This window comes from Candidatus Phycosocius bacilliformis (assembly GCF_003112735.1).
GTDB lineage: Bacteria > Pseudomonadota > Alphaproteobacteria > Caulobacterales > Aquidulcibacteraceae > Aquidulcibacter > Aquidulcibacter bacilliformis.
The window spans coordinates 206,132-230,907 of the sequence record NZ_BFBR01000001.1 but is presented as its reverse complement, the minus strand read 5'-3'; the positions used below and the strand labels follow the sequence as shown (position 1 = coordinate 230,907).

Genomic DNA, 24,776 nt, shown 5'->3' with positions numbered 1-24,776 from the left:
GCCTAGGCTTGATTATTGTGGGTTTGGACCAAGCCTTTTCGACGCGCCGCTGCGCCATAGAAGCCAACCCTAAAGGGGCCAAACCAGAAGACTTTGCCGATCCCACGCCACATCTTGTCATAAGCCCAAGCAAGCTTCGCGTGACCGGTCAGCCACAGAAGGGCGACCAGTGGTGCCAGTATAACGGCTTGGACCACGCCTTTGGCCATCGCGAGCACCATGCGCAGATAGTTTCTGTCCGCACGATTATACCATTGGCCGGTTGCATTGTGGCCAAATGCAAACGCGCGTTGGGTCAAATAGTGCCAGGTCGCTCTATGGGGTGGTACATCTTCATAAACCCAGGCATCAGCGGCCCAGCCAAAGCGGTAGCCTTTGCTGACAACCTCACGCCACAGAATATCATCCTCACCTCCGGTTTCATTGGCCTTTGGATTGAATGGCTGCGTTCCCGAAAGCACTTTGTCCCGGTGCAGTAAACAATTGCCGCAGCCATAGGGTATCTCAATCAGCCGGGTCGGGCCGTTCAATAGGCGGGAGAAAAACGCCTTGAAATAGTCAGACGGCACCCGATGATTGGCAGGCACGCGTGCTTCGATCGGGCCGAACACCACCTCAGCGCCCGTTTCGGCCTGCGCTTTCATGAGGTTAGCCAGCCAGTCAGGCGTGGCAACTTCATCGTCATCGAGAAAGGCAATGAATGTTCCACACGCCAGCGCCACGGCGGTATTGCGCGCATTGGCAACCCCGGCGGCGGGCTCAACAGCATAGGTGAACGGAACTGGCCCAGATTTGTGCTGGTTTGCCGCCTCAGACAGGACTTTGGCCGCCGGTTCAGCACTCTTTTCAGCGTCATTGTCGACCAGAATAATCTCGAACGGGGGTGCGCCAATCTGGGCGAGCACGGACCCCACGGCATTCAACGCGCCATTTGGACGGTGAAAGGTCGGGATGATGACACTGATGACCGGTGCCGTCGTCTCTTTGCCTGTCACGTTTTGTCCTTCCCCGATTTCGGATTTGCTGGTGACACGCAGGTCTTGTGCCACAAAACCCTCGCCCAATCCTTACCGTTTGCGCGGCCAACAGCAAAAAGCCGCCAAAGCGGGGGGCTTTGGCGGCTAAGGAACACGTCTCTTTGGGGGGGAAGACGTGGGGGTAAGGGGAGGGGAGTTCGCTTGCTTTAGTAGCCGGCCACGCGGGCTGCCATCTCGCCGACGGGGGCAAGGATGGAGATCACAAACAGGGCTGCCAAGGTCAGGCTCCAGAGGTGTGGGTTGGTGTTTGAGGTCGTCATGGGGAGGTTCCGTTTCTGTTTCTATGTTGATGCACTCTATATAGCTAAAGGCTGTACGCTTGTCAATGAACAATTTGCATATCGTTCATTAATTATTCGCAAGATGCGATTTTTGGGGGTTGGGCGGGGGTGAGGTCAGTCTTGTGTGGGGTGGATTGGTGGCTTTGGTCCGCCTAGCTTATGGCTTGTCGGCACCGCACGGCGCGTGTGTCTGCGCGTTTTGCGCGTGTGTCTGCGCGTTTTGCGTCAGCGTGGATAACAAGCGCCCTGACGTCTCGGCTTCTCTATCAGATTGTCATGCAGGGCGATGAAGCCGGGTCTTCGACACTGTGTTGCCAGGGCGAGATAATCCGCGCGCGCACCTCTAGCGCTTGAGCAAGCCCTTGAAGAGCAGATCCATGGTGCCTTCGAGCTCGCGGCGCAACATGTCAATCCGATAGCAATTATACAATTGCGGATAACGGAATTTCATCGTGGCACATTGGATCATTTCAGCCAGTTCATTGAGATTGTCATTGGGCGCAAACAGGCCTTCTGCAATCCCATCCCGCAAGATACGCTCCAGATAGACGCGCTCAGCAGCCAAGCGGCGATTTGAATAGGCTGGCCGCTCCCGCGAAATGGCTTGGGCCAATTCAAATATCTTTTTGCTGTGGTCGATCATGTTGAACGTGTGCTCAAGCACAACGCGATGAAATTCCCGCAGCCGCTCACCCGCAGAGCCGCCGCTGCTGACGACCTGCTCCATCATCGTATCTTCCTCACACTCGTGCGCGCGGGCAAAGGCTTCCGCGATGTCGAGCTTCGAAGGGTAGAATCTGTAAAGATTCCCCGTAGACATCTTGAGGTCAGCGGCAATCTCCGACATCGTGGTTTTGTTGTAACCATAATGCTCGAATCGCCGACCAGCAGCTTCCAAAATGCGTTCACGGGTTTCAGTTTTTTCGTCCATGACGCCCTCATAGACTGGAAACGATGAACAATCAACAAAATGTTCAGTCTTTATAAAAATGACGTCAGTGTCAGAATTGAGCAGGAGAATGAGCCAGAATGACCACGATTGGCATTATCGGTGCAGGGGCGTGGGGGACCGCTTTGGCGCAAGTCGCAGCCAGTGCCGGCCATGAGGTGACCTTGTGGGCGCGCGAGGTCGATGTGGTCGCATCCATTCGTGCCCAGCACGAAAACAGCCTCTTTCTGCCGCAGGTCACATTGTCTCCCCGGATTACAGCCACGACTGATTTAGCACCGCTTGCTGATGCGGAGGCAATATTGGCAGTGGTCCCGGCCCAATTCATGCGCGTTACGCTTGAAGCTCTTGCCCCGCATCTCAAGCCAGCCACGCCCGTTGTTCTGTGTTCGAAAGGGATTGAGCAGGGCAGCCAAAAGTTGATGACCGATGTTCTGGCAGAAGTTCTGCCACAGGCTATCGGTGCTGTATTGTCTGGACCGAGCTTTGCCAAAGATGTGGCGATTGGCCTGCCCACAGCTGTTACCTTGGCCTGTGCCGATCCTGAAGTGGGTCAGCGTTTGGTTGATCTGATCGGGATCGCCACGTTCCGGCCCTATCTGGCGACCGATTTGGTTGGGGCTGAGATTGGCGGGGCGGTCAAGAATGTGCTCGCGATAGCCTGCGGCATGGCAGAAGGCCGTGGCTTGGGTGAGAGCGCGCGGGCGGCCTTGATCACCCGCGGCTTTGCCGAGATGACGCGATTGGGCGTCGCCATGGGGGCGGATGCACGCACCTTGGCGGGCCTGTGCGGTTTAGGTGACCTTGTGCTGACGTGTTCCAGCAAGACCTCCCGCAATTTTGCTTTGGGCTTTGCCCTGGGGCAGGGCCAGACTTTGGCGCAGGCAACAGCGGGCAAGGTGAGCATTGCCGAAGGGGCCTCCACCGCCCCAGCCCTGTTGGCACTTGCCGCCAGCAAATCTGTCGCGATGCCGATTTGCGAGGCGGTTGCCGCCATTCTGGCCGGTCGGGTCGACGTGGCGACGGCCATCGGCACCTTGCTCGCACGACCTTTCAAAGTGGAGACTGACTAATGCCCTTGTTCCTTCTAACCTGCCTCGACAAGCCTGGTGCTTTGGAAACCCGGCTTGCCACCAGACCGGCGCATTTAGACTATGTTGCCAGCTTCGGGGCGGCAGTGAAATTGGCGGGGCCTGTCCTGGACACCCCTGACGGGGGCCCAATCGGCTCACACTTTATCTTGGATGTGTCTGATGAGGCGGCCGTGGAAGCCTTTGCCACACAGGATCCCTATGCTCTGGCAGGTGTGTTTGCCAGCCACAAGATCCACCCCTTCCGGGTCGTGGTGGGTCATCTTTAAGCCTGTGCTCGGGCTGGTTTTCAGCACTGGTCCGTCCGATCAGGGAATAGTGAAAAGACCATCCGGCATGGGCTCGTTCAGCTTAAAGTCGCGCCAGACAATCTCATTCTGCTTGATGCCGTTGTAATAGAGCCGGATGCGGCCAGGCTGCACCCACGACAGGCCGGGCTTGGTGTAAAAGTCTGAATAGATGCGCTCATGCCAGCCGCGCGGCGTGGCAAAGCCAACCGACAGGATGGCATAATCGCGATACGCGATCCCAAACAGGGTCTTGGCCCCGGTGGGATCGGTGACCTCGATTCGATAGACGGGTTGACCATCCACCAGGTCATCGGCGTGTCGGGCGAGCCGATAGCCCGGATCGCGTGCAAAGCGGATGACGCCGAAGCCGAAATTCTCCGCCCATTGCCGATCCGCCGCCGATGGTGGCAACACGCCGTCTGGGCCATAGCTGCGCGTGCCGTCAAAGGTTAGCATGGTCACGATCTTACCATCGCGGCGGCTCTCAATCCGCACTTTGCCATCAGCCTGATGGGCTTGGGGTTTGAAATCGGGATAGACACGCCACATCCGGTGGCTCTCATTGACCAAGGGCTTGCCGTCGGGGTCATAGAAAGTGCCATAGCCTTCAAGATAAAGCGTAACCGGTCGCCGCCACGTCTCGCCCCCGGCGTGGGCGGTCGCGCGGGCGACAATGGTTGCGGCGTCAAGCTCTGGTTGGGCCATGCGCGCACCCACCAGCGGCTTATCAGGACCCGGCGGCGGACCTGCCTGCGCCGGCCATGGCAAGAGTGAGACCAGAAACAGACTGAGCCCCAAACCGAGCCGCATCACGGCACCTCCAGCACTTGCACGTCAGCCTCGGCCAGACCTTGGCGGGCGGCCTTCAGGACCTGATAGTCCGGGCTGTTCCAGAAAGCCTCGATCGCAGCCTTGCTGGGCCATTCAGACACCACTGCCGCCAAACCGCTCGCACGTGGGCCCTCATAACTTTCGCAACCAGGGCCGCGGACCAGATAACGGCCGCCATATCGCTGGATGAGCGCGGCTGTCGGCTTGCCATAGACCTCCAAAAAACGCTCACGATCATGGACCCGCACTGTGACAATCATATAGGCTGGCATGGGGCTCCCTCAATTTTTGTGCAGGCTGCTTCCAAAGTCCTGACAAAGGATATATCCATTGTTTCACTGGGAGGATGCAAGTGAAACTTTTGCGCGCCGCGACCCTGACGGTCAAAGACCTCGATCGCTCCGAAGCCCTCTATCGGGACTGGTTATTCTATCGCACCGTGGAAAAAGGTGTGCTGGCAGCCGATCTCGCAGCAAGCTGGGGTGCTACTGGTAGCGCTGGCCTGCCCTATGCCGTCATGCAGCCTGAAAGCGGCGCAGAGATTTATCTGCGCCTGATCCAGGACGAACCCCATCCTGATTATGAGGCCCTCAAGACCTATGGCTGGGCGGCCATCGAAATCTGCGTCGAGGATGTGTTGAAAGTCCATGAGCGCATGCAAGCCAGCCCCTTCAAAATCATTGGTCCGCCGCGGGAATTGGACGGCATGCCCGCCATTTTCCCGATGCAGGTACAAGGCCCCGATGAGGAGATCGTCTATCTGACCCAGATCCGCGATGATCTGCCCATGTATGATCTGCCGCGCGCCACCAGCCTGATTGATCGCCAATTCATCCATGTCTGTGCTGTCTCGGACCTGAAGGGCGCTCTGACTTGGTGTCAGGACGTTTTGGGTCTTAGCTTCGGGCGTGACATGGACATTGTCTATACCATGCTGGCCAATGCGTTCGGTGTGCCTTTTGAGCATAAATTCACCATCGCCACATTGACCCATGAGCGCGATGTTTTCTTCGAGTTTGATCAATTGCCCCCGGCTGGCGGGCCACGACCGGGCTGGAAGAATCACCTGCCGCAGGGGGTCGCCATGTCGACCATCATCTTGCCTGACTTTCATGAGCGGGTGCGCGCTCAGGCCAAATGGCTCATCACCCCGCCCCAGCGGCATCAGGGCGAAATTTACCGCGGCAAGCGGGCGGCGACCATGCGCGGCCCCGATGGTATTCTGTTTGAATTGGTTGAGGCATGAAACAAGTTGTCCTCAAGCACGCCTTAACCGCCAGGCCCAGTGCGGAGGACTTCGTCCTGCTCGACGTCCCGGCCCCAGCATGCCCGGAAGGCGGGGTTTTGGTGCGCGTCGTCCACCTCTCGCTTGATCCCTATGTCGGCTCGCGCCTGCGCGGCAAACATATGGGCGAGCCTGCACCCCAACCAGGCCTCGACCCAATCCCGGGAGCTGCCGTGTGCCAAGTGGTGGAAAGCCGCGCCGAGTGGGTCAAGCCAGGTGATTGGGTTCATGCGATGGAGGTGGGCTGGCGCGAGGTGGCAGACCTGCCGCCGGGCAGCTTCCGCAAGATCGACCCTGATGTGGCTCCCCTATCAGCCCATGCTGGGGTTTTGGGTATGCCGGGGCTCACCGCCTGGGCTGGGATGACGCAACTGGCCAAAGTCGGCCAAGGTGATGTCGTGTTGGTCGATGCGGCGGCTGGGCCCGTTGGCGGGACAGTCGGCCAGATTGCCCGCATCAAGGGGGCGAGCCGGGTTATCGGGATTGCGGGGGGGCCTGAAAAATGCGCCCTTGTGACCAATGATTACGGCTTTGATGCCTGTATCGATTATCAACAGGAGGGATGGGAGGCGGCCTTAAGTGCGGTGCTGCCGCAGGCCCCGACTGTCTATTTTGAAAATGTGTCGACCACGATGGCCAGTAAGGCGCTGGTGCGGTTGGCGCCTTATGGCCGGATGATCTTATGTGGTCTGGTTGATCAGTATCACGCAGACCAGCCGCCGCCAGGCCTGAATGCGGGGTTGATTGTGGGAAAGCGCGCCCATGTTATGGGGCTGGTCGTCTATGATTTTTACCCCCGCTGGGATGACTATGTGGCTGAGGCCAGCGCCTGGCTGGCAGACGGGCGTCTGCGCTATCGTGAAGACCGCGTGGAAGGCCTCGCGGCGGCCCCGGCCCTGTTTGGCAGGCTGATGGCGGGTGCCAATGTCGGCAAAGCGGTCGTTAGCGTGGCCCCTGAGCAGATTTGATCGGACCTGCAGGGCCGTATAACGCACGTCTTGTCTAAAAGAGTATATCCTTTAGACTGGTCCTCACCAACAAGGACCCGCGGGGTCTGTATGTCACAAGAGGGGGCGTGATATGGTTGTCAATGAAGTGGATGTGGTGCGCTGGCTACACATTCTGGCCATGGTCTATTGGCTGGGCGGGGAGTGGGGTGTGTTCCAGACTTCCTACCATGTTACCAATCGCGATCTCAGTCTGGACGAGCGGCGGCGGCACATGGAAACCGCCTATCGCATCGATATTCTTGCCCGTACCGGCATTATCATGTTGTTGCCGCTCGGGCTGCACATGGGCCATCTCTACGGCTTTGTGCCGTTTCTTGATGGCATTGGCTTGGCGATCATGTGGGTCTTGGCCTTGTCCTGGCTGGGCCTGTGCTGGGCTGCCTTCTTCAAGCGTGAGACCGATGCAGGGATCGCTTTGACCAAGATGGACGAGAAAGTACGCTTCGTATTGATCCCTGTGTTGTTTGGGGTGTCGATTTTGGCGTTCCTTGGCCATGGCCCCCTGGCGATTGAGGTCGGCAGCTATTGGTATCCGGCCAAGATGTTCACCTATTCGCTGATGTTGGTCCTGGGTCTTGGTTTGCGCTTTATCATGCGGGAATGGACCACTTTATTCCGCATTCTGGCGGCTGGACCCAATCAAGCTGCCCAGACCCAGCTTGAAATCTCCATCGGCCGGGGTCGCATGATCGCCTATTGCTATTGGATTGGGATTGCCACCACCGCCTTTTTTGGTGCGGTCAAGCCTTTCTGAGGGCCGTCCTCAAACGACAAACGCCCGACCATGAAGGCCGGGCGTTCAGACGTTCAGCGCAGGGCACGCCGGGTCTGCGCCGGGGGGAATGCCGGCGGAGCGGGACAAAAGGCCGGATCTGCAAGCGGGGGGACGACGCCAATCCGCATGCCCTCTGTCCATGAGTTGCAAGATAGACACATCAGAACAGAAAATCAAGATTAAAAGTATTTAATCCTTGCATGTGACATAATTGTTACAATTCCGTGATGTCAGTATGGCAGATGTGTCAGCGACGCGGATCATATTTAACGGTTGGCCCCGGTGTGGTGAACAGCGATGGGGCCATGGCACCACCCCCGGCAGTTTCGCTCAACTGAACACGTGTGATCCGACCCTGGCGGTCAGCGATCGACCATTCGCGCAGCTGGCCTGCCTTCTCGTCAAACACCACTGTCAGCTCGCCATCGGCCTGACGGGCCTTGTCGCGTACGGCCATCACAGTGGTGCCACTGCGCTTGGCTATGGCAGTCACCAAGACATCGGTCTCAAGGCTGACATTGGCTTTCAGCAGAAAATAGAGTGGGGTCTTGCGCAAGGGATAGCGGTCGGTTGTGCGCAGGCGTCGATCCTGCAAACTCACCGTAGACCCGTCTGAGATCAGCAGCAGGGGCGAGGGGGCGTCATATTCAAACCGCACCTTGCCAGGTCGTTGCAACCAGAACCGTCCGCTCACCAAAGTGCCGTCAGGATTGGTCTGTTGAAAACGGCCTTGCAGGCGGGTGATGGCGTTCAGCGCCCGTGTGAGGCTGGCAATTGCCGCGCTGCGTTCCGCCCCAGACAGGCTTTGAGCAGACGCGATGCCTGGCACGCACAGGGATGCACAAAGAGCAAGAAGATGACGTCGGTTCATGGGGCATACCTGTGCCGGAATTCTATGGAGATTTGAAGGCAATTTATTGTGTTGTGTCCATTGATCATCGCGGACTGCGCAAGGCGGCTCGGTGGACCCGGCCATGCCAGTCTATCGGCTTTGTGCGTCTAAGCAGAAACTGGTTCCGGTCCCATAGCCAAAACCCCAGGTTCGTTTGCCGAATGTGTCGATGTGAAAGCGCTGCCGGCGCGTCGACGTCTTTTTTGTAGGGTCATAATAGGCTCCCAAGCCAATCTTCAGATTGGAAGGCGATGCCCGCCACATTTGGCACAGACTCCGATAGGGTTCGTGTTCTCCTTGTGCTGGCGTGCGTGGCATCAGATCAAGGGCACCAAATTGTAAATGAGCACTTCGGCGCGCCCCACCCATGCACGCATTGAAGGCGGCTGTGCGATAGCCAGAGACCACCTGGACAGGTCCAATCGCCGGTTTAACCTGATCACGTATGACCCTGAGGGTTGGCACAATCTTAGGCCATTGATTGCGGGGTGGCAGGACGAAGGGCTCGGTTGGGCACGTCGGACTGGCAAAGTGACGGTCCACCCACAAAAGTGACCAGACCGGCACAACATCATCCAACCCTTCTTGCTTCAAAAATCTGCTGAAAGCGTCGAACGCAACAGCCCGATCAGGCTCCTTTCGCAACCAAGCCATGAAAATGGCTGGCGGGCCTGCGTTGTCACGTGTTCGCCTGTCGATTTGCGGTGAACCCAAATTGGACAATGAGCTGGGCAGGCCCAACGCAAGCGCAGCGATTATGATAAGCGCGAAAAATCGGACAGGTTGCAACACACGCGAGAGTTACCAGCCCCCGGCAATCCGCTCAACCATGATCCGGCAGCAAGATTTCGCGTTTGCCGGCATGGTTGGGCGGACTGATCATGCCTTCTTGTTCCATGCGCTCAATCAAGCTGGCGGCGCGGTTATAGCCCAGTGATAAACGCCGCTGAAGATAAGAGGTTGAGGCCTTGCGATCACGTGCCACGATGGCCACAGCCCGATCGAACAAGTCATTGCCCGAAGATCCGCCGGGCTCGAACTCGCCGCCATCGGCATAGGGATTGTCGTCGTCGGCTTCGGCCGTGATTTCATCAAAATATTCCGGCGCACCCTGCGCCTTGAGGCTGGCGACGATTTCTTCCACTTCCTTGTCGGATACAAAGGGTCCATGTAGGCGGCGCATTTTCCCACCTTGGGCCATGTAAAGCAGGTCACCCTGGCCCAACAATTGTTCGGCCCCTTGTTCGCCCAGAATGGTGCGGCTGTCGATTTTTGACGTGACCGAATAGGAAATCCGGGTCGGGAAATTGGCTTTAATCGTGCCAGTGATCACATCGACTGAGGGGCGTTGGGTGGCCATGATCAAATGGATGCCAGCGGCCCGCGCCATCTGCGCCAGACGTTGGACCGCCCCTTCAATATCCTTGCCGGCGACCAGCATCAAATCGGCCATTTCGTCGATCACCACCACAATATAGGGCATGTGGGTGAGTTCGAACGTCTCGGTCTCATAGATTGGCTTGCCGGTTTCCCGGTCCCAGCCCGTCTGCATGGTACGCGAGAAGGTCTCATTCTTGGCTTGGGCTTCTGCGGCGCGCTGATTATAGCCACCGATGTTGCGCACCCCGATCTTGGACATTTTCCGATAGCGGTCTTCCATCTCGCGCACGGCCCATTTGAGCGCAGCGACGGCCTTTTTCGGGTCGGTCACCACGGGGGCCAGCAGATGGGGAATGCCGTCATAGACCGACAATTCCAGCATTTTGGGGTCGATCATGATGAAGCGGCACTGTTGGGGCGTCATTTTATACAGGAGCGACAGGATCATGGCATTGATGCCCACCGACTTACCCGATCCGGTTGTCCCCGCGATCAATAAGTGCGGCATACGCGCGAGATCTGCGACAGAAGGCTCCCCGCCAATCGTCTCGCCCAAGGCCAAGGGCAATTCTTGCCGCCCGCTTTCATAGTCCTGGGTCGACAGAAGGTCGCGCAGATAGACTGTCTCGCGTCGGGCATTGGGCAATTCGATCCCGATGGCGTTGCGACCGGGCACCACTGCGATGCGGCAGGCTTGAACCGACATAGAGCGGGCCACATCATCGGCCAGACCAATCACACGGGCTGATTTTACGCCAGCCGCAGGTTCCAGCTCATAGAGCGTGACCACAGGGCCCGGACGCACGTTCAAAATTTCACCCTTGACGCCAAAATCGCTCAATACGGTCATCAAGAGGCGGGCATTTTGCTTCAAGCCCGCTTCATCATGGTGGGCGATACGGGGTTTGGGCTTTGCCAAAAGGTCCAGCCGGGGCAATTCGAAGTCTGGTCCTGCCGGATACATCGGCAAAACGCCTTGGGCTTCGCGTCCGGCCCGCTGGGATTGCTTGGGGCTTTTGGGCAATTCGATGGGAATATCTTGGGCCGGATAGCCGGGAGCCTCATAGGCGGTGCGATGCACTTCTGGCTCACGCCAGCTGTCGCGCGCCGCGCTGGCTTTGGCTTCACCGGGGGCAAAGCGGGCTGCGATGGAGGCCACGTCCATCGGGTCCAACCCGCGCTCATCTGCGCTGGGGACGGGCCGCTTGCGAACAGGGGCTGCAGCTTTCTTGCGCGTGGGCTTGGCATGGCCAAACCGGGCCGTCACCTCATCCACGCCCACCCGCAGGCTGGCCCAGCCATAGGCGGCCGCGTCCAAGGCCGCGTCAAAATCGCTGCGCTTCAATTGCAAGGCCACCACAGCGCAAACCACTGCCACCGCAAAGGCAATGACGGCACCAAATCCTTGTCCGCTTTGCGCGCCAGCAAACGGCATGGCGAGCAGGTTCAAAATCCAGTCGCCGACCAAGCCGCCGAGGCCCGTCCGCATTGGCCAACCAGGCGCATGGGGCAAACCGGCCAGTGCGGCGGCAAACATCACCACGCCTAGGCCCCCGAGCCAAGCACGCAGCTTTAAACGCACAACCCCACCGGGTCCACGGATCAGGGCAAGCAGGCAAAAGCCGATCAGAGCAGCCAAGGCCGGAATAATCGCGAGGCCAAGGATTTGGAGCGCAAAGTCAGCCAAAGTGGCCCCGGTTCCACCCAACAGATTGGTGGTTTTCTCATTGCCCGCCACATTCCAGCTTGGATCATGGGCGTTGAATGTCATGGTGGCCAGACACAGCACGCCACCAGCCAAAATGCCGCTACCCAACAGACCATCGCGGGTGACGCGTTGCCGCCACTGCATGCCATTTGATTTCGAGCGTGTGCGCGCACCCATGTCTTCGTCCCTGCAACCAATGACCGATCTTCCCCCACCCCGATTGAGGGGCAGAGTTTCTATTTCAGGGATAAAAGGGGTTCGTGTGGTTAGTACGAAGTTAAATTAACTCTTTTTTCTCACGTTTCGGCTGGTGATTCGTCAGTTTCCGGCCCGCGCATCCATGAATTCAGCCAGCTCTGCATCCAAATGTGTGACGCCGGGGGCATCGTGGGTTGCCAAGAGCACATGCACTTTACCATAGACATTGAACCATTCTGGATGGTGATCCATCTGTTCGGCCTTGAGGGCGACTTGGTTCATCCAACCCCAGGCCAGCTTGAAATCGGCAAATTGGAAGGTTTTCTCAATGGCGTCCCGACCGTCCACAACCGACCAGCCGGTGAGGCGGCCGACAAGCTCTTGGGCGTCTAGTTTGGTCAGGGTTCGGGTCATGGCGTAAGGCTCCGGCAAGCACGTTTCGGGGTTGAAAAAACCCCGCCCCGTACGGGGAGGGGTCTTTAAAGGGGGGGGGTGAACCCGCGTGGGTTACGGGTGTGCCTGTTTCAGGCGGGTGAGGGCTCCGGCCCGGTGGAGGTGGTTCCGCCACTTTTCTTGCCGATCGTCGGCAAAGCCGAGGATGGGCCAGCCGGTGGACGGCTTACTGGATCATCGCGCTTGATCGAGCCACCGTCGAGCAGGATTTTGATTTCCTCCCCGCTCAAGGTCTCATATTCCAGCAGGCCTTGGGCCAGACGCTCCAGGTCTGCGCGCCGCTCTGTCAAGATGCGCGTGGCCTCGGCATTGCCCCATTCGACCAGACGGCGGACTTCCTTGTCGATGGTCTGAGCCGTGGCTTCAGACACATTCTGTGTGCGCGACACCGAATGGCCGAGGAAGACCTCTTCCTGATTTTCGCCATAAGCCACAGTGCCCAATTCATCCGAGAAGCCCCAGCGTGTCACCATGGCGCGCGCCAGACGGGTTGCCTGTTCAATGTCAGAGGATGCACCCGACGTGATGGCATCCTTGCCGAACACCAATTCCTCAGCCACCCGGCCACCCATCATCACGGCCATACGGCTCATCATCTGGCGATAGCTGAAGGACAATTTGTCCCGCTCAGGCAATTGCATCACCATACCCAAGGCTCGACCACGGGGAATGATGGTGGCTTTATGCACCGGATCGGTGTGCGGCACGGTCATGGCCACCAGAGCATGGCCGCCTTCATGATAGGCGGTCAGACGCTTTTCATCGTCGGTCATCGCCATTGTCTTACGCTCAACGCCCATCAGGATTTTGTCCTTGGCGTCTTCAAATTCCTGCATGGTGACCAGACGCCGTCCACGACGGGCAGCCAAAAGTGCTGCCTCATTGACGAGATTCATCAGATCCGCACCCGAGAAGCCGGGGCAACCGCGGGCAATCGTCTTGGCATCAACATCTGAGGACAAAGGCACATTGCGCATATGCACCTTCAAAATCTTCTCCCGACCAGAGATGTCAGGCAGGCCCACAGTGACTTGGCGGTCAAAACGACCTGGGCGCAAGAGCGCGGGGTCGAGCACATCAGGACGGTTGGTCGCGGCGATGATAATGATGCCTTCATTGGCCTCAAACCCATCCATTTCGACCAGCAATTGGTTCAAGGTCTGCTCGCGCTCATCATTGCCGCCGCCCAGACCTGCACCCCGGTGCCGACCGACGGCGTCGATTTCGTCGATAAAGATGATGCAAGGCGCATTCTTTTTGGCCTGCTCGAACATGTCGCGCACGCGGCTTGCACCAACGCCGACGAACATTTCAACAAAGTCTGAGCCCGAGATGGTGAAGAAAGGCACATTGGCTTCACCCGCCACGGCGCGCGCCGTCAGTGTCTTACCGGTTCCAGGCGGTCCAACCAACAACGCACCTTTGGGGATTTTGCCGCCCAAACGTTGGAATTTCGAGGGGTCCTTCAAGAAGTCGACGACTTCCTGCAATTCCTCACGTGCCTCATCAATGCCAGCCACATCGTCAAACGTGACCTTGTTCTTATTCTCCGTGAGCAATTTGGCCTTGGACTTGCCAAAGCCCATGGCACCACCTTTGCCGCCGCCGCCGGACATCTGGCGCATGAGGAAGAACCACAAGCCAACCATGATCAACAATGGCAGCAGATTGGCAATCAGCGCGCTCAAGAATGGGGTGCGGGGTGGTGCTTCAGCACGGATCTCAACGCCCGCTTTCTCAAGCCGGGTGACGAAGTCAGTGGCCTGATCGGGAACCATCGAAACAAAAGGCTTGTCGTCCTGCATGAGGCCAGTCGCCCGATCACCCGTAATGGTGATCTTCTTGACCCGGCCATTATCCACCTCGCTCAACAAGGTCGAATACGGAATTTGGGTCGCCGAGGCCGAAGGGGTGGGACGGTTCATCAGGGAAAACACCGTCACCAAGGCCAGAGCCAGGAATCCCCAGATTGCAAGATCGCGCAGCTTCATCTTTGTCTCTTTCAAAAACCAACGCCCAATTGGGCCGATGATTTGTCAATCAGCTCCCAAGCATCATCCGAAGGTGACACATAAGGTCCTTCTAACATAGTCGCTCATCGCGTTGATGTAAGCCCATCCTGTGAGAGAATCCGGGCAGGCTCGGTTACAAATCTGTGTGTCTGGCGTGAAACGGCTGCCAGACGGGCCCAGGCTCCGGCCTCAGACTGGATAATGTTTGGCTTTTGCCCGCGACGTGGTGGCGCAGGTTGGATGATGAATTGGCCGTGCCGGATCGTCATGATGAGCCCTGCCAATGTGCGCCGGCCCGGTCGATCCGTCGTCAAGGCGTGTCGCAGACGCGACAGTTTATCTGTGTCCGGGGCGTGGTCGATCCCAGACAAAGATTGGATCAGCCAGCCCAGGGCGCGCTCAACCAACAAGGCATTGCTGTTGAAAAATGGCTCCGCCGCCAGCGTCCACCCATCCCCAACGAAGCCCAAATTGCTGCGGCTCAAAAGAGCCTCGCACGCGGCTTCTTGGGCCCGGCGCAGTTCTTCTGCCAACGCCCCAATCCGCACAAAAGCGTCCACATCCCCGCCAACTTCCTTTAATGCCCCCAATTTTTGTCGCGTGCGCACGCGGGCAAAGCGCAGGTTCTGATTGCTGTCATCTTCGAGCCAGCTTTGGCTTCTGTCCTCCAGCCACGCACGCAAATCCGCCCGCTTCAGGTCCAGAAGTGGCCGACCTAGAAGGCTTTGGGGCTGGGATGTCGCTGCGGGATTGTTGGCAAGCGACGCCATACCGGCCAAACCATCCAGTCCACTGTCCCGGCTCAATCGCCAGGCGATTGTCTCAACTTGATCATCGCGGGTGTGGCCCAAAAGGATGACGCGCGCACCCACATTCTGGGCGATCTGGTCGAGTTTCTGATAGCGCGCTCGGCGTGCCCATTCCTGTACACCGCTGGCAGGCTGACCCTCCAAAGAGACGATCTCGCCGGTGAGGCCGAGTGCATTGGCCCAAGCCATGGCCTGTTCGGCGTCCGCCCGGCTTGTCGGTCGCAAGCCATGATCCACACTGACGACATGGACGTGGGCACCCGCATCACCCGCCCAATCCGCTACCAAATGGCACAGGGCAAGGCTGTCACTCCCACCCGATAGCGCCAAAAGGAAAGCCGCCCCAAACTCAGACTTCCACCCCTCGAGCTGGTGGTGGACGGCTGTTAAGTTCACCGCCAAAGGTGCCGCCGAGCTGGCTTGGTCCGGCTTGGCCGCTAGGTGGTCGGACATGGTGCGCGGCCTGCTTCGGCGTCCGCACGGGCCTTCAATGTTGGATCAGGGGCGGGTGTGCGGCGGCGAAACTCAGCCAAAGCTGAACAGCGCATCTTGGAATTGCCCATTTGGCCAAACGCGCCTGCCAAACGCAACAGCGATTCAGATGCCCGCCGACCTTGCGGTGCTGTGTTGAGATAACTCAAATAGGCTTCCGCTGCCGGTCCCCAGGCTGATTGAACAAAGCGTGTTTCTCCCAGCAACCAGCGGCCTTCGACGCCTTCAGGTGCGGCGGGATAAAGGCTGACCAAATCATTGAGATTCGCTTCTGCGGATTGATAATCCCCGCGCTGCAAAGCCAGTTCCGCGGCTCGATAAAGCGCCTCTGCAGAGGCTTGTGGTGGCGGTGGGACGGGTGGGGTTTGTGTGCTGGTTTCGGCGATTGCGGGCTTAGGGCTTTCCGTTTCGGTGGTGCTAGGTTTGGCTGATCCGACCTCGGAGCCGCGCACGGCTTGGCTGTCTCCAGAAGCGGGAGCGCCCTCCGCAAGGGAGGCTGCGCGATTGGCCCGCTCCGCCTCTAATTCTTGCAATAAGCGCGATTGGCTGGCGCGTTGCTGGGCCAGTTCAGATTCGAGCACTTCGATCCGCCCGGTCATTTCTGCGGCCTGCCGCTCGACCTGTTCCAGACGGATGATCAGACGCGCTGATACGGGCTCAGCTGAGACCGGGGGGATGATAATTGGTGCAGGATTTACAGGAGTTGGCGCCGCTTCAGGCTGAATTGCCCCGCGCGCTTGTGCCCAAGCAAGACTGGCGGGGAGGCACAGACCTGCAGTCACAACGGCCAATCCCGCCCCCAATACCAGATGCGCGGCTGCATGTCGCAGACCGCGGCGAGGTCTGCGCGCCCCATCAGTTAGGGACAGAGCACCGGGGGCAGGTCTGTGCATCATGATCAATCCAGAAGAATGGTCTGAGCATTTCGATTCACGGCCCAGCCCTCAGGATTAGGCCGGTCATCAATCGGACGCTCCTTGCCATAGGAGACAGTCTCGATGCGGTCCGCACTCACCCCAAGGCTGGTCAGGAAGTCTCGCGCGGCGCTGGCCCGGCGCGCGCCCAAGGCAAGATTATACTCACGCGTACCACGTTCGTCACAATTGCCCGCGATGATCACGCGCTTGCCGGGATTGCCCTTAATCCACGCGGCCTGGCGGGTCAGGATGGCACGGGCCTCATCTGTCAAATCAAAGCGGTCCGTCAGGAAGAAGATGCGGTCGCCAGCCTCAGCGAGATTGGCATAGGGTGATAGATTGGTCGCACCCTGATTGGTTTGATTGTAATTATACGCGGGTGACTGCGTGGCTGGTGCCAAAGGCGCAGAGCTAACCGACGTGTCAGCAGCAGGGGCCGCAGGGGCGCTGGTGGGGGCTGCTTCGGTATTGGCCGCAACAGGCGCTGTGGTGTCGGCAACGGGCGGCTTGGCGGGCTTCGTGCTGGCGCAGGCGGTCAGAACCAGGCTTGAGGCGACAAGCAAAAGGCCCAATTTGACGTGGTGACGCGGGTTGGATGACTGGGTCTGGAGGGCGGTCGTCATGGCAGGCTCCTTGTTGTGAAAAGGTGGGTGAAGGACAAAAGGCAATTCGGACGCAACACGATCATGGCAATATGGCTGACCAGCCCGGATCTGAACCGGGTGCTGACCAAGGCGACTTGCGAAGATTGGTGCCAGAGACATCAACAGTCCACAGACTCGAGCCTTGGCCGGGACCTGCCTCGCGCTGGAACATGATGACCCGGCCATTGGGTGACCAAGTGGGGCCTTCCACCAGATAGGCTTCGGCCAGAATGCGCAAGTCTGAGCCATCGGCGGCCATCACGCCAATTTGGAATTGGCCGCCCAATTGGCGGGTGAAGGCGATGAGATCGCCCTTCGGCGACCAAACCGCTGTGGAATAGCGCCCTTCGCCGAACGTCAGTCGGCGCACACCTGAGCCGTCCGCATTCATGGCGTAAATCTGTGTGCTGCCGCCCCGGTCTGACGTGAACACGATCTGACGGCCATCGGGCGACATGTCGGGGGAGGTGTCGATGGCGGGATTGCGGGTCAATTGCGTCAGTTTCCCAGTGCGCAGGCTCTTGATGAAGATGTCAGTATCGCCGTCCCTATCTGAACTGAAGATGATCGACTGGCCATCCGGCGTGAAACGGGGTGCAAAGGCCATATTGCCCGGTACATCGACGGCTTCCTTGCGGCCTGACTCAATATCGACCACCCATAATTTGATGCCGCGGTCGGTGAGGGCAGAATAGACAATTTGCTGGCCTTGGGCGTTAAAGCGCGGATTGAGCACCTGCTCGGTCCCGTCGGTCAAATAGCTTGGATTGGCACCATCCTGATCCATCACGGCCAAACGCTTGATGCGGTTCTTGCGTGTGCCGCTTTCGGCAACAAACACCACCCGGCTATCAAAATATCCGACCTCGCCGGTTAGACGGCGATAGATCGCATCAGAGACCTTATGGGCGATCCGACGCCAATTTTCGTCGGTGGACGAGAATTCAAGGCCCAGCATCTGGCTTTCGCCATAGACATCCCACAGCCGGAACTCCACCCGCAATCGGCCTGCATTGACCCCTCCACGGCCAACGACCAGCGCTTCGGTCTTGATCACGCGCCAGTCAGCAAAGCGCGGCGCGATATTCACATCCATGTCGCGCTGCAAGAAGGAGTCCGGATTTTGGACCTGAAACAAGCCTGAGCGGGCCAGATTGTCGCGCACAGCTGCCGAGATCGCACTGCCATGGGGACCTGTGAAATCGGAAATCGCGATAGGCATGGGCCTGCGATGGCCTTCGGTCACGCTCACGTTCAACTGAGCGCTGGCTGGACTGGCCCAGCACACAGCGGCGACCACAGCCAGAACAACAGCCATTATGGCGCGCTTGATGGAATCGAACTGGGGCAGCGTGACAGTCATGATCGTTTTTCTGACCTTAGAAGATGAACATTTTGCGGCAGGGTAAAACAAATTTCTGTTATGGACATGTGCAGATCAAGGTCGGGCAGCTTTGCGCTTGTCAAAGCTGAAATTGACCTGTCGCCATTGGTTAAAGCGGTCGGCGGGCAGGTCGAATGGCGCACATTGCCGGACAGCCCGCATCGCATTGTCAATTGCCACCAAAAGCCGACCATCGGCACCAGCCCGACTGGTCGGCTGCATAAGCTTGGGTTCGCGCACCAAATTGCCGTCAGGGCCCAATTCGATCTGGATGGACACAATCAGCCGCGGTGAGGGGTCTGACGGCTCCTGCCAGCAGGGATAAATCTGCGCGCGCAGGGCTGATTCCAAATCTCCCGCCAATTGGGTTCCCCCGCCGGCACGACCTTGGCGGGCCGACTGTCCGGCAGCGGCCAATTGCGGGGCCCGCCGTCCCCCGGAATCTGCACCACTGGCCGCCGCGCTGGCTGCAGCAAAATCGAACTGAGGTTCAGGGCGCGGCGTGGGCTGGGTACGCGCGCGCGCGCTGGCGGCGCTACTGGGCGCTGGCTGGGCAGCTTGGGTCTTCAGGGCGGCCTTACTTGGGCTCGGTTCAGGCTTGGCAGAGGTGCTGGCCTTGGCCGGTTGGGGTGGGGGGGGTGCTTTGGGCGCGGATTTGGGCGTGGGCGTGGTCACAGCCTGTTGGGCTGATGCCGGGGCAGGGCTTGGCGTTGGCACAGGTTCAGATCGTGGTGCCGCGTCGGGGAGCGGGGTTTCTGCAACCGTGAGCTCGCTGGTTTCTTCCCCCGTGCGGACGGCTTCTGCCGCACTTTCGGGGCCGATGGCGCTTGGTGTATCAGCGACGATGGCAACCGGGATCACATCTTCAGGCTTGAAGGCGGGGGCGTTTTGCCAACTGATCAGGCCCAGCACAACAATGCCGACATGGACAACAGCAGAAACCGCGACGCCGGGGCCAAACCCTTGGCTGTCCTGCCAGTGTGTGGTCAGGGTCTGAGTGCTTGCTGGGGAACGCTGGCTGGCGCGCATGGCCCGAGGTCCTGCTTATTGGTCGACCGTTTCGGTCACCAGACCCAGATTGCGGTAGCCCGCTGAATTGACCCGCGCCATCACCTGCATGACGATGCCATAAGGGGCCTTTTCAGCAGCGCGAATGAAGATGCGCCGATCATAACCTTCCCCAGCCAATGCGGTCAGACGCGGCAGCAATTGGTCATAGGCAACCACTTCATTCTGCAAATAGACCTGACCATTGGCCAGGATGGTGACCGTTAAAGGCTCTTGTTCAGACGGAAGGCTCTTGGCCTCTGTCTTGGGGAGGTCGACCGGCACGCCAACCGTCAGCAAGGGCGCGGCGACCATGAAAATGATCAATAGCACCAGCATCACATCGACAAAGGGCGTGACGTTGATCTCGCCCATCAGGCGACGACCGCGCCGTCCTCGTCGCGATCCACCCCGCCGCATGCCCAGTCCGGCCGCCATCTTAGGTCGGGTCCTGCAAACGGCGCGAGACGCGCGCGATCACATCATCGCTCAACGCATCGAGGCGAACCGCAAAACGGTCGAGGCTGCCGGCCAGCCAATTGTAAAAGATCACTGCAGGAATGGCCGCCAGCAGGCCAAGCGCGGTCGCAAACAAGGCCTCTGCAATCCCGGGGGCGACGACGGCCAGATTGGTGTCCTTGGATTGGGCAATGCCGCGGAATGCATTCATAATGCCCCAGACGGTGCCAAACAGGCCGATAAAGGGGGCTGATGAGCCAATGGTGGCCAGTACAGCCAGACCACGCTCAGCGCGCGCCATTTCCCGCGCGGTGGCTGCTTGCATGACCCGCTCCATCCGCTCGATCGCGCGGGAAAGACCGGTTTCGGTCTGATTGGGCAGACGCCGCGCGAGGCGCGCTTCTGCCATGCCAACAGCAACCACACGGGCCATTGCGTCGCCGGGGCGGGCGCTTTCTTCGATGGCGTCGATGCCGCGCCCTTCAGCAAGGGCGGCTTCAACATCGCGTGCGCCAGCTTCCAATTTGCGGATCTGCAGCCATTTGTCGATTGCCACAGCCCATGACCAGATCGAGGCCAGTGCCAAGCCGATCATAACCGATTTGACGACCCAATCGGCCTTCAAAAACAGATCAAGGAAGGAAAAACTTGTTGTTGTCACCGCGTCCATGCACGTCTCACCTGTGGATCAAATGCTCCGGCCTGCACCTGTGGGCAGACCCCTCCTGCAAACCTGTCACAATCGGCACTTAGACAGGGATTACGGCTTGAGTGGGGCGATAAGGTTAATATCTGGTGAGAAAGCGGTAAAATGGCTGTGTGCAGCCACGGTTGGCCAGAAAGCGCAGTTTGGCAGTTTCACGGCACCGCTTGTCTTGACTTTATCGCCACAAACCCGTATCCGCGCCGCTCTTCTGACTGGTCCAATCACCTCCCGGCTCACACGGGTGTGGGCTGTTGGTTCAGGGCAGGACAGATATCACGAATTCGCCGATGAGCACTCTTCTGTTGAGGGTGGCAAGGCACTAACAAGAGAGAAATCGCCATGTCGCGCCGTTGCGAATTGACTGGAACCGGTCCTATGGTTGGCCATATTGTCAGCCACTCTAACATTAAGACCAAGCGCCGTTATCTGCCAAACCTGCAGGACGTGACGCTGGCTTCGGAAGTCTTGGGCCGCGCTTTCAAGCTGCGTATCACCATGGCTGCCTTGCGCTCGGTCGATCACAATGGTGGCCTTGATGGCTATATTGTGAAGATTGACGAGACCAAGATGTCGGACCGCGCGCGCAAGATCCGCCGCGACATCAAAGCCAAGCTGGCTGAAAAGGCCGCTGCCTAGACATATCATCTGGTCTGATGGCGTGATCGCTGTCAGCCTTCGAAACATATAGGCGCGATCCTCAACAGGGTCGCGCCTTTGCTTTTGGGGTCATGCGGTCTTTGCTCGACCGACCCGCCCCTGTCATGCTACCGCCGCCGTCTTATGCGCCTGACCCACGATCGCCTTGTCCGTGTTCTCGACCGTTTCGACGAGATTGATGCCCGCCTGTCGGTTTCAACCGACGGGCCTGAAATCATGCGCCTGTCAAAAGAGCGCGCCAGTCTCGCCCCGGTCGCTGATGCCATCCGCGCCTTGGAAAAAGCCCGTGCCGAGCGGGGTGAGCTTGAGGATATGATCCAGGAGCTGCCGGGTTCGGATGAAATGGCGCAAATGGCGCAAGCCGAGCTTGAGATCCTGCGCACGAAAATCCCGGAGATGGAGCAGGAATTGCAAATCCTGCTCTTGCCAAAGGATGCCGATGACGAGGCCGATGTCATCTTGGAAGTCCGCGCTGGCACAGGCGGGGATGAGGCGGCTCTGTTTGCCGGTGACTTGTTCCGCATGTACCAACGCTATGCCGCCACACGAGGCTGGCGGGTCGAGATCGAGAGCGTCTCGGACGGGGAAATGGGCGGCTATAAGGAAATCATCGCGTCGGTATCGGGTGAAGGGGCGTTTGGCCGTCTCAAATTTGAAAGCGGTGTGCACAGGGTCCAGCGCGTGCCTGTCACCGAAGCTGGTGGGCGTATCCATACATCGGCCGCCACTGTCGCCGTTTTGCCCGCGCGCGAGGATGTGGAAATCGAGATCCAGGAAAAGGACATCCGCATCGACACATATCGGTCTTCCGGGGCCGGTGGCCAGCACGTCAACAAGACCGATTCTGCGGTCCGCCTCACCCACTTGCCGACAGGCATTGTGGTGACATCGTCGGAAAAGTCCCAACACCAGAACCGGGCCAATGCGATGCGCACCCTCAAGGCGCGGCTCTATGAGATGCAGCGGGCAGCGCTGGCGGCCGAACGCTCCGCCAGTCGGCAATCCCAAGTTGGGTCCGGCGATCGTTCAGAGCGGATCCGCACCTATAATTTCCCCCAAGGCCGGGTGACCGATCACCGCATCAATCTGACGCTTTATAAGCTCGATACTTTGTTGGAAGGCAGTGGCTTGGATGAAATGATCGAAGCCTTGATTGCCGATGATACCGCCCGTCGTCTGGCTGAGGCCGAAGATTGAGGCCAGCACACCCAGTCTAGCGCGCAGGCCCAAGCGCGGTGAGAATGGTCTCGACACTGGGCAATTGCGGCAAAATCTGGGGTTCAGACTGACCGGCCTGATACACCAGATAGAGCGGAACACCCACACGGCCATGGCGGGCAAGCTCTTGGGCGATAATGTCGTCGCGGCTGGTCCAATCAGCAACCAGATAGACAGCCCGATCCGATGACAGGGCATCGCGCACCTTGGGGTCGGCAAAGACGGTGGCTTCATTGACCTTGCAGGTCACGCACCAATCTGCGGTGAAATTGACAAAGACAACCTTGCCCTGTGCTTGCAGTTCGCTGACGCGGGCTGGTGTCCAAGCCTCACCATCAAGGCCCGCTTGGGCACGCTGCTGGCTGGCCTCGGGGGCCATGCTTGCATAAAAGCCAGCCCCGCCAAGGCCGAGGAGCAAAATGGCAAGGCCAATCAGGCGGCCTGTCCGGCTATCCCACGTGCGCCAGACCCAGACCGCCAATCCGGCCATCACAATCCCGCCCAAAGCGGCCAGCACGCCGGTTTGACCGATTTGGGCAGTGGCGACCCAGATCAACCAAATCGCTGTGGCAAACATCGGAAATGCCAAGATCTCGCGCAGGCGCACCATCCATGGACCGGGCTTTGGCAGGGCCTTCAACAGTCCCGGTGCAAAGGTCAAACCAACAAAAGGTGCTGCGAAACCCAGACCTAAGGCCGCAAAAATACTCAAGGCTTGTGGGGCGGGTTGGACCGCCGCATAGCCCAAGGCCGCGCCCATAAAGGGGGCCGTGCAGGGTGCGGCAACCACCACAGCCAAGACACCGGTCATGAAGGAACCCGTGGCCCCGCCTGATCGGGTCAGGCCCGAACCTGCACCTTGCAGGCTGGTCCCAATGTCAAAAAAGCCCAGCAGGTTGAAGCCGATCAATGTCATCAAAATCGCAAGCCCGGTGATGACCGCCGGGGCTTGCAATTGAAAGCCCCATCCGATGGCCATACCAGCCGCCTTCAACCCGATTAAGGCCGCTGCCAATCCTATGAAACATATCAGCACCCCGGCACCATAAAACAGGCCATGGCGGCGGGCCTCACGGCGGTCGCCCTGTGAGGCCTCCAATAAGCCCAATGCCTTCATTGACAGGATGGGAAACACGCACGGCATCAGATTGAGGATCAGGCCACCCAAAAAAGCAAACAGCCAGGCTTGCACAAGTCCCAGACCCGTGCCTGCTTGTGTGTCTTGTGCGCCTGCAACCGGGGTCATGGCCGGGGCAATCGTCATCTCGGCAGACACGTCATACGCCTGAGCTGTGCGGCCTTCACCCACCACCAGCACCCCGCCTATTGGGCCGGTTAGCTCTTTCGGAAAGGAGGGCGACTTGGTGAGGTTGAGGCCAAAGCCATCCTTGCCCTGAACAAATGTCTGGGGGGCGGCAAAATCCACCAGCGCCCCTTTGGCCAATTCATAGGCAAAGAAATAGGCTTTGCCATTGGCCGGAATGCCATTGATGACCAATTGCAAGCCAGCATCGCCCAGATCGCTCACGCGGGCTTGGCCCGGCAGAGGCTTGGGCAGATTGGATAAGGTCGTGCTGATTTCGCGTGCCGCGGGGCCATCCTCGCTTGAGGTGCTGACGGGCAAAGTGATGCTGACAATTCCGCTGCCGGGGATGCAGATATCGGCGCATTCAAGCCAATTTGCTTCCACTTTGATCGCCAGATTGGTGCCCGGTGTCACATTTTTCGGGATGCTGAGCTGAACCGGCAGCACAACGCTGTCAGAATAGCCATAATTGACGAGCGGACCGAAAGGGATGGCGCTGGGTACTGGCCAGCGAATCTCCCCGGCCGTCAGGCCTTCGGGCAGGGTCCATGTCAGGCTTGTTGGTTCGCCGCTATCGCCGGGATTGCGCCAATACGTATGCCAGCCACGCGCGATTGTCTGTTTCAACGCCACTTGGACGGTCTGACCTGGCGCGACTTTACTGGCCGCGCTGATCAATGTGATCTCGACATTTTGCGAGCGCGCTGATGGCCCGATTGGCCCATTGGCCGGTTCAAAGGCTTGGGCGGTTGCAAGCCGGGGCCCTGACACCATGGTTGATAAGATCAGGACTAGAACCAACAACAGGCGCTTCATCGATATTTCCTTCTGGTGCGCTCTTTAGCTGGGATCATGGCGCGGGCCAATCATCCTTATCCGTGGCTTTGATCAACAAATCCTGTTTTCGGGGCTGGCAGGGGCTGGAAAAATCAGCCGAAATAAACC

At 58.9% G+C, this 24,776-nt stretch carries 24 protein-coding genes; 7 read left to right on the top strand and 17 right to left on the bottom strand.

Annotation, left to right across the window (positions count from 1 at the left end; all coding sequences use genetic code 11):
* Positions 1–2: 2 nt before the first annotated feature.
* Positions 3–995, bottom strand: a complete 993-nt coding sequence (locus PbB2_RS01235; RefSeq protein WP_192576099.1) for a glycosyltransferase family 2 protein — start codon at positions 993–995, stop codon at positions 3–5.
* 666 nt (positions 996–1,661) lie between these two features.
* Positions 1,662–2,249, bottom strand: coding sequence for a TetR/AcrR family transcriptional regulator (locus PbB2_RS01230; protein WP_108983463.1), 588 nt, complete (start codon positions 2,247–2,249; stop codon positions 1,662–1,664).
* A 98-nt stretch (positions 2,250–2,347) separates the two neighbouring features.
* On the opposite strand from PbB2_RS01230, the gene PbB2_RS01225 reads away from it, so the two are divergent.
* Together PbB2_RS01225 and PbB2_RS01220 are read left to right on the top strand one after the other, a co-directional pair.
* Positions 2,348–3,340 (top strand): NAD(P)H-dependent glycerol-3-phosphate dehydrogenase, encoded by a 993-nt coding sequence (locus PbB2_RS01225; RefSeq protein WP_108983462.1) that lies wholly within the window; start codon positions 2,348–2,350, stop codon positions 3,338–3,340.
* Entirely contained in the window at positions 3,340–3,627 is a 288-nt protein-coding gene (locus PbB2_RS01220; RefSeq protein ID WP_108983461.1) for a YciI family protein, read from the top strand. Before PbB2_RS01225 ends, PbB2_RS01220 begins: the two co-directional genes overlap by 1 nt.
* Before the next feature lie 39 nt (positions 3,628–3,666).
* Here PbB2_RS01220 and PbB2_RS01215 read toward each other — a convergent pair whose 3' ends face one another.
* Together PbB2_RS01215 and PbB2_RS01210 are read right to left on the bottom strand one after the other, a co-directional pair.
* Positions 3,667–4,458 (bottom strand): hypothetical protein, encoded by a 792-nt coding sequence (locus PbB2_RS01215; protein ID WP_108983460.1) that lies wholly within the window; start codon positions 4,456–4,458, stop codon positions 3,667–3,669.
* The gene (locus PbB2_RS01210) at positions 4,458–4,751 is read right to left on the bottom strand and encodes a DUF1330 domain-containing protein (RefSeq protein ID WP_108983459.1); all 294 of its coding nucleotides are present in this window, start codon (positions 4,749–4,751) and stop codon (positions 4,458–4,460) included. The genes PbB2_RS01215 and PbB2_RS01210 overlap by 1 nt, the downstream gene beginning before the upstream one ends.
* Positions 4,752–4,825: 74 nt before the next feature.
* Here PbB2_RS01210 and PbB2_RS01205 point away from each other — a divergent pair, with 74 nt between their 5' ends.
* From PbB2_RS01205 to PbB2_RS01195, 3 genes are all read left to right on the top strand, one after another.
* Positions 4,826–5,725 (top strand): VOC family protein, encoded by a 900-nt coding sequence (locus tag PbB2_RS01205; RefSeq protein WP_238164796.1) that lies wholly within the window; start codon positions 4,826–4,828, stop codon positions 5,723–5,725.
* On the top strand, positions 5,722–6,732 hold the full coding sequence (locus tag PbB2_RS01200) for an MDR family NADP-dependent oxidoreductase (protein ID WP_108983458.1): 1,011 nt from the start codon (positions 5,722–5,724) through the stop codon (positions 6,730–6,732). The genes PbB2_RS01205 and PbB2_RS01200 overlap by 4 nt, the downstream gene beginning before the upstream one ends.
* A gap of 112 nt (positions 6,733–6,844) precedes the next feature.
* Entirely contained in the window at positions 6,845–7,528 is a 684-nt protein-coding gene (locus PbB2_RS01195) for a hypothetical protein (protein ID WP_108983457.1), read from the top strand.
* 268 nt (positions 7,529–7,796) lie between these two features.
* Here the strand turns inward: PbB2_RS01195 and PbB2_RS01190 are convergent, their stop codons facing one another.
* From PbB2_RS01190 to PbB2_RS01135, 12 genes are all read right to left on the bottom strand, one after another.
* Positions 7,797–8,420, bottom strand: a complete 624-nt coding sequence (locus PbB2_RS01190) for a LolA family protein (protein ID WP_192576098.1) — start codon at positions 8,418–8,420, stop codon at positions 7,797–7,799.
* Between the two features lie 111 nt (positions 8,421–8,531).
* A complete protein-coding gene (locus PbB2_RS01185; RefSeq protein WP_133245671.1) occupies positions 8,532–9,095 on the bottom strand; it encodes a D-Ala-D-Ala carboxypeptidase family metallohydrolase in 564 nt (187 codons plus the stop codon).
* Positions 9,096–9,264: 169 nt separating this feature from the next.
* Positions 9,265–11,706, bottom strand: a complete 2,442-nt coding sequence (locus PbB2_RS01180) for an FtsK/SpoIIIE family DNA translocase (RefSeq protein WP_108983454.1) — start codon at positions 11,704–11,706, stop codon at positions 9,265–9,267.
* Between the two features lie 141 nt (positions 11,707–11,847).
* Positions 11,848–12,141, bottom strand: coding sequence for a 4a-hydroxytetrahydrobiopterin dehydratase (locus PbB2_RS01175; protein WP_108983453.1), 294 nt, complete (start codon positions 12,139–12,141; stop codon positions 11,848–11,850).
* A gap of 110 nt (positions 12,142–12,251) precedes the next feature.
* A complete protein-coding gene (ftsH, locus tag PbB2_RS01170) occupies positions 12,252–14,171 on the bottom strand; it encodes an ATP-dependent zinc metalloprotease FtsH (protein ID WP_108983452.1) in 1,920 nt (639 codons plus the stop codon).
* Between the two features lie 104 nt (positions 14,172–14,275).
* On the bottom strand, positions 14,276–15,454 hold the full coding sequence (gene tilS, locus PbB2_RS01165) for a tRNA lysidine(34) synthetase TilS (RefSeq protein ID WP_108983451.1): 1,179 nt from the start codon (positions 15,452–15,454) through the stop codon (positions 14,276–14,278).
* Positions 15,439–16,386 (bottom strand): tol-pal system YbgF family protein, encoded by a 948-nt coding sequence (locus PbB2_RS01160; RefSeq protein WP_238164795.1) that lies wholly within the window; start codon positions 16,384–16,386, stop codon positions 15,439–15,441. The genes tilS and PbB2_RS01160 overlap by 16 nt, the downstream gene beginning before the upstream one ends.
* A gap of 5 nt (positions 16,387–16,391) precedes the next feature.
* A complete protein-coding gene (locus PbB2_RS01155; RefSeq protein WP_108983449.1) occupies positions 16,392–17,033 on the bottom strand; it encodes a peptidoglycan-associated lipoprotein in 642 nt (213 codons plus the stop codon).
* Between the two features lie 61 nt (positions 17,034–17,094).
* On the bottom strand, positions 17,095–18,417 hold the full coding sequence (gene tolB, locus PbB2_RS01150; protein ID WP_108983448.1) for a Tol-Pal system beta propeller repeat protein TolB: 1,323 nt from the start codon (positions 18,415–18,417) through the stop codon (positions 17,095–17,097).
* A gap of 75 nt (positions 18,418–18,492) precedes the next feature.
* Complete coding sequence (locus PbB2_RS01145; RefSeq protein WP_108983447.1) at positions 18,493–19,467, bottom strand: hypothetical protein; 975 nt, start codon at positions 19,465–19,467, stop codon at positions 18,493–18,495.
* 15 nt (positions 19,468–19,482) lie between these two features.
* Entirely contained in the window at positions 19,483–19,923 is a 441-nt protein-coding gene (locus PbB2_RS01140) for an ExbD/TolR family protein (protein ID WP_108983446.1), read from the bottom strand.
* 1 nt (position 19,924) lies between these two features.
* A complete protein-coding gene (locus PbB2_RS01135) occupies positions 19,925–20,614 on the bottom strand; it encodes a MotA/TolQ/ExbB proton channel family protein (RefSeq protein WP_108983445.1) in 690 nt (229 codons plus the stop codon).
* Positions 20,615–20,989: 375 nt separating this feature from the next.
* On the opposite strand from PbB2_RS01135, the gene rpmB reads away from it, so the two are divergent.
* Both rpmB and prfA read left to right on the top strand, forming a co-directional pair.
* On the top strand, positions 20,990–21,286 hold the full coding sequence (rpmB, locus tag PbB2_RS01130; protein WP_108983444.1) for a 50S ribosomal protein L28: 297 nt from the start codon (positions 20,990–20,992) through the stop codon (positions 21,284–21,286).
* Between the two features lie 144 nt (positions 21,287–21,430).
* On the top strand, positions 21,431–22,504 hold the full coding sequence (gene prfA, locus PbB2_RS01125) for a peptide chain release factor 1 (RefSeq protein WP_108983443.1): 1,074 nt from the start codon (positions 21,431–21,433) through the stop codon (positions 22,502–22,504).
* Positions 22,505–22,520: 16 nt separating this feature from the next.
* Here prfA and PbB2_RS01120 read toward each other — a convergent pair whose 3' ends face one another.
* Positions 22,521–24,647 (bottom strand): protein-disulfide reductase DsbD family protein, encoded by a 2,127-nt coding sequence (locus PbB2_RS01120; RefSeq protein WP_108983442.1) that lies wholly within the window; start codon positions 24,645–24,647, stop codon positions 22,521–22,523.
* Positions 24,648–24,776 lie beyond the last annotated feature (129 nt).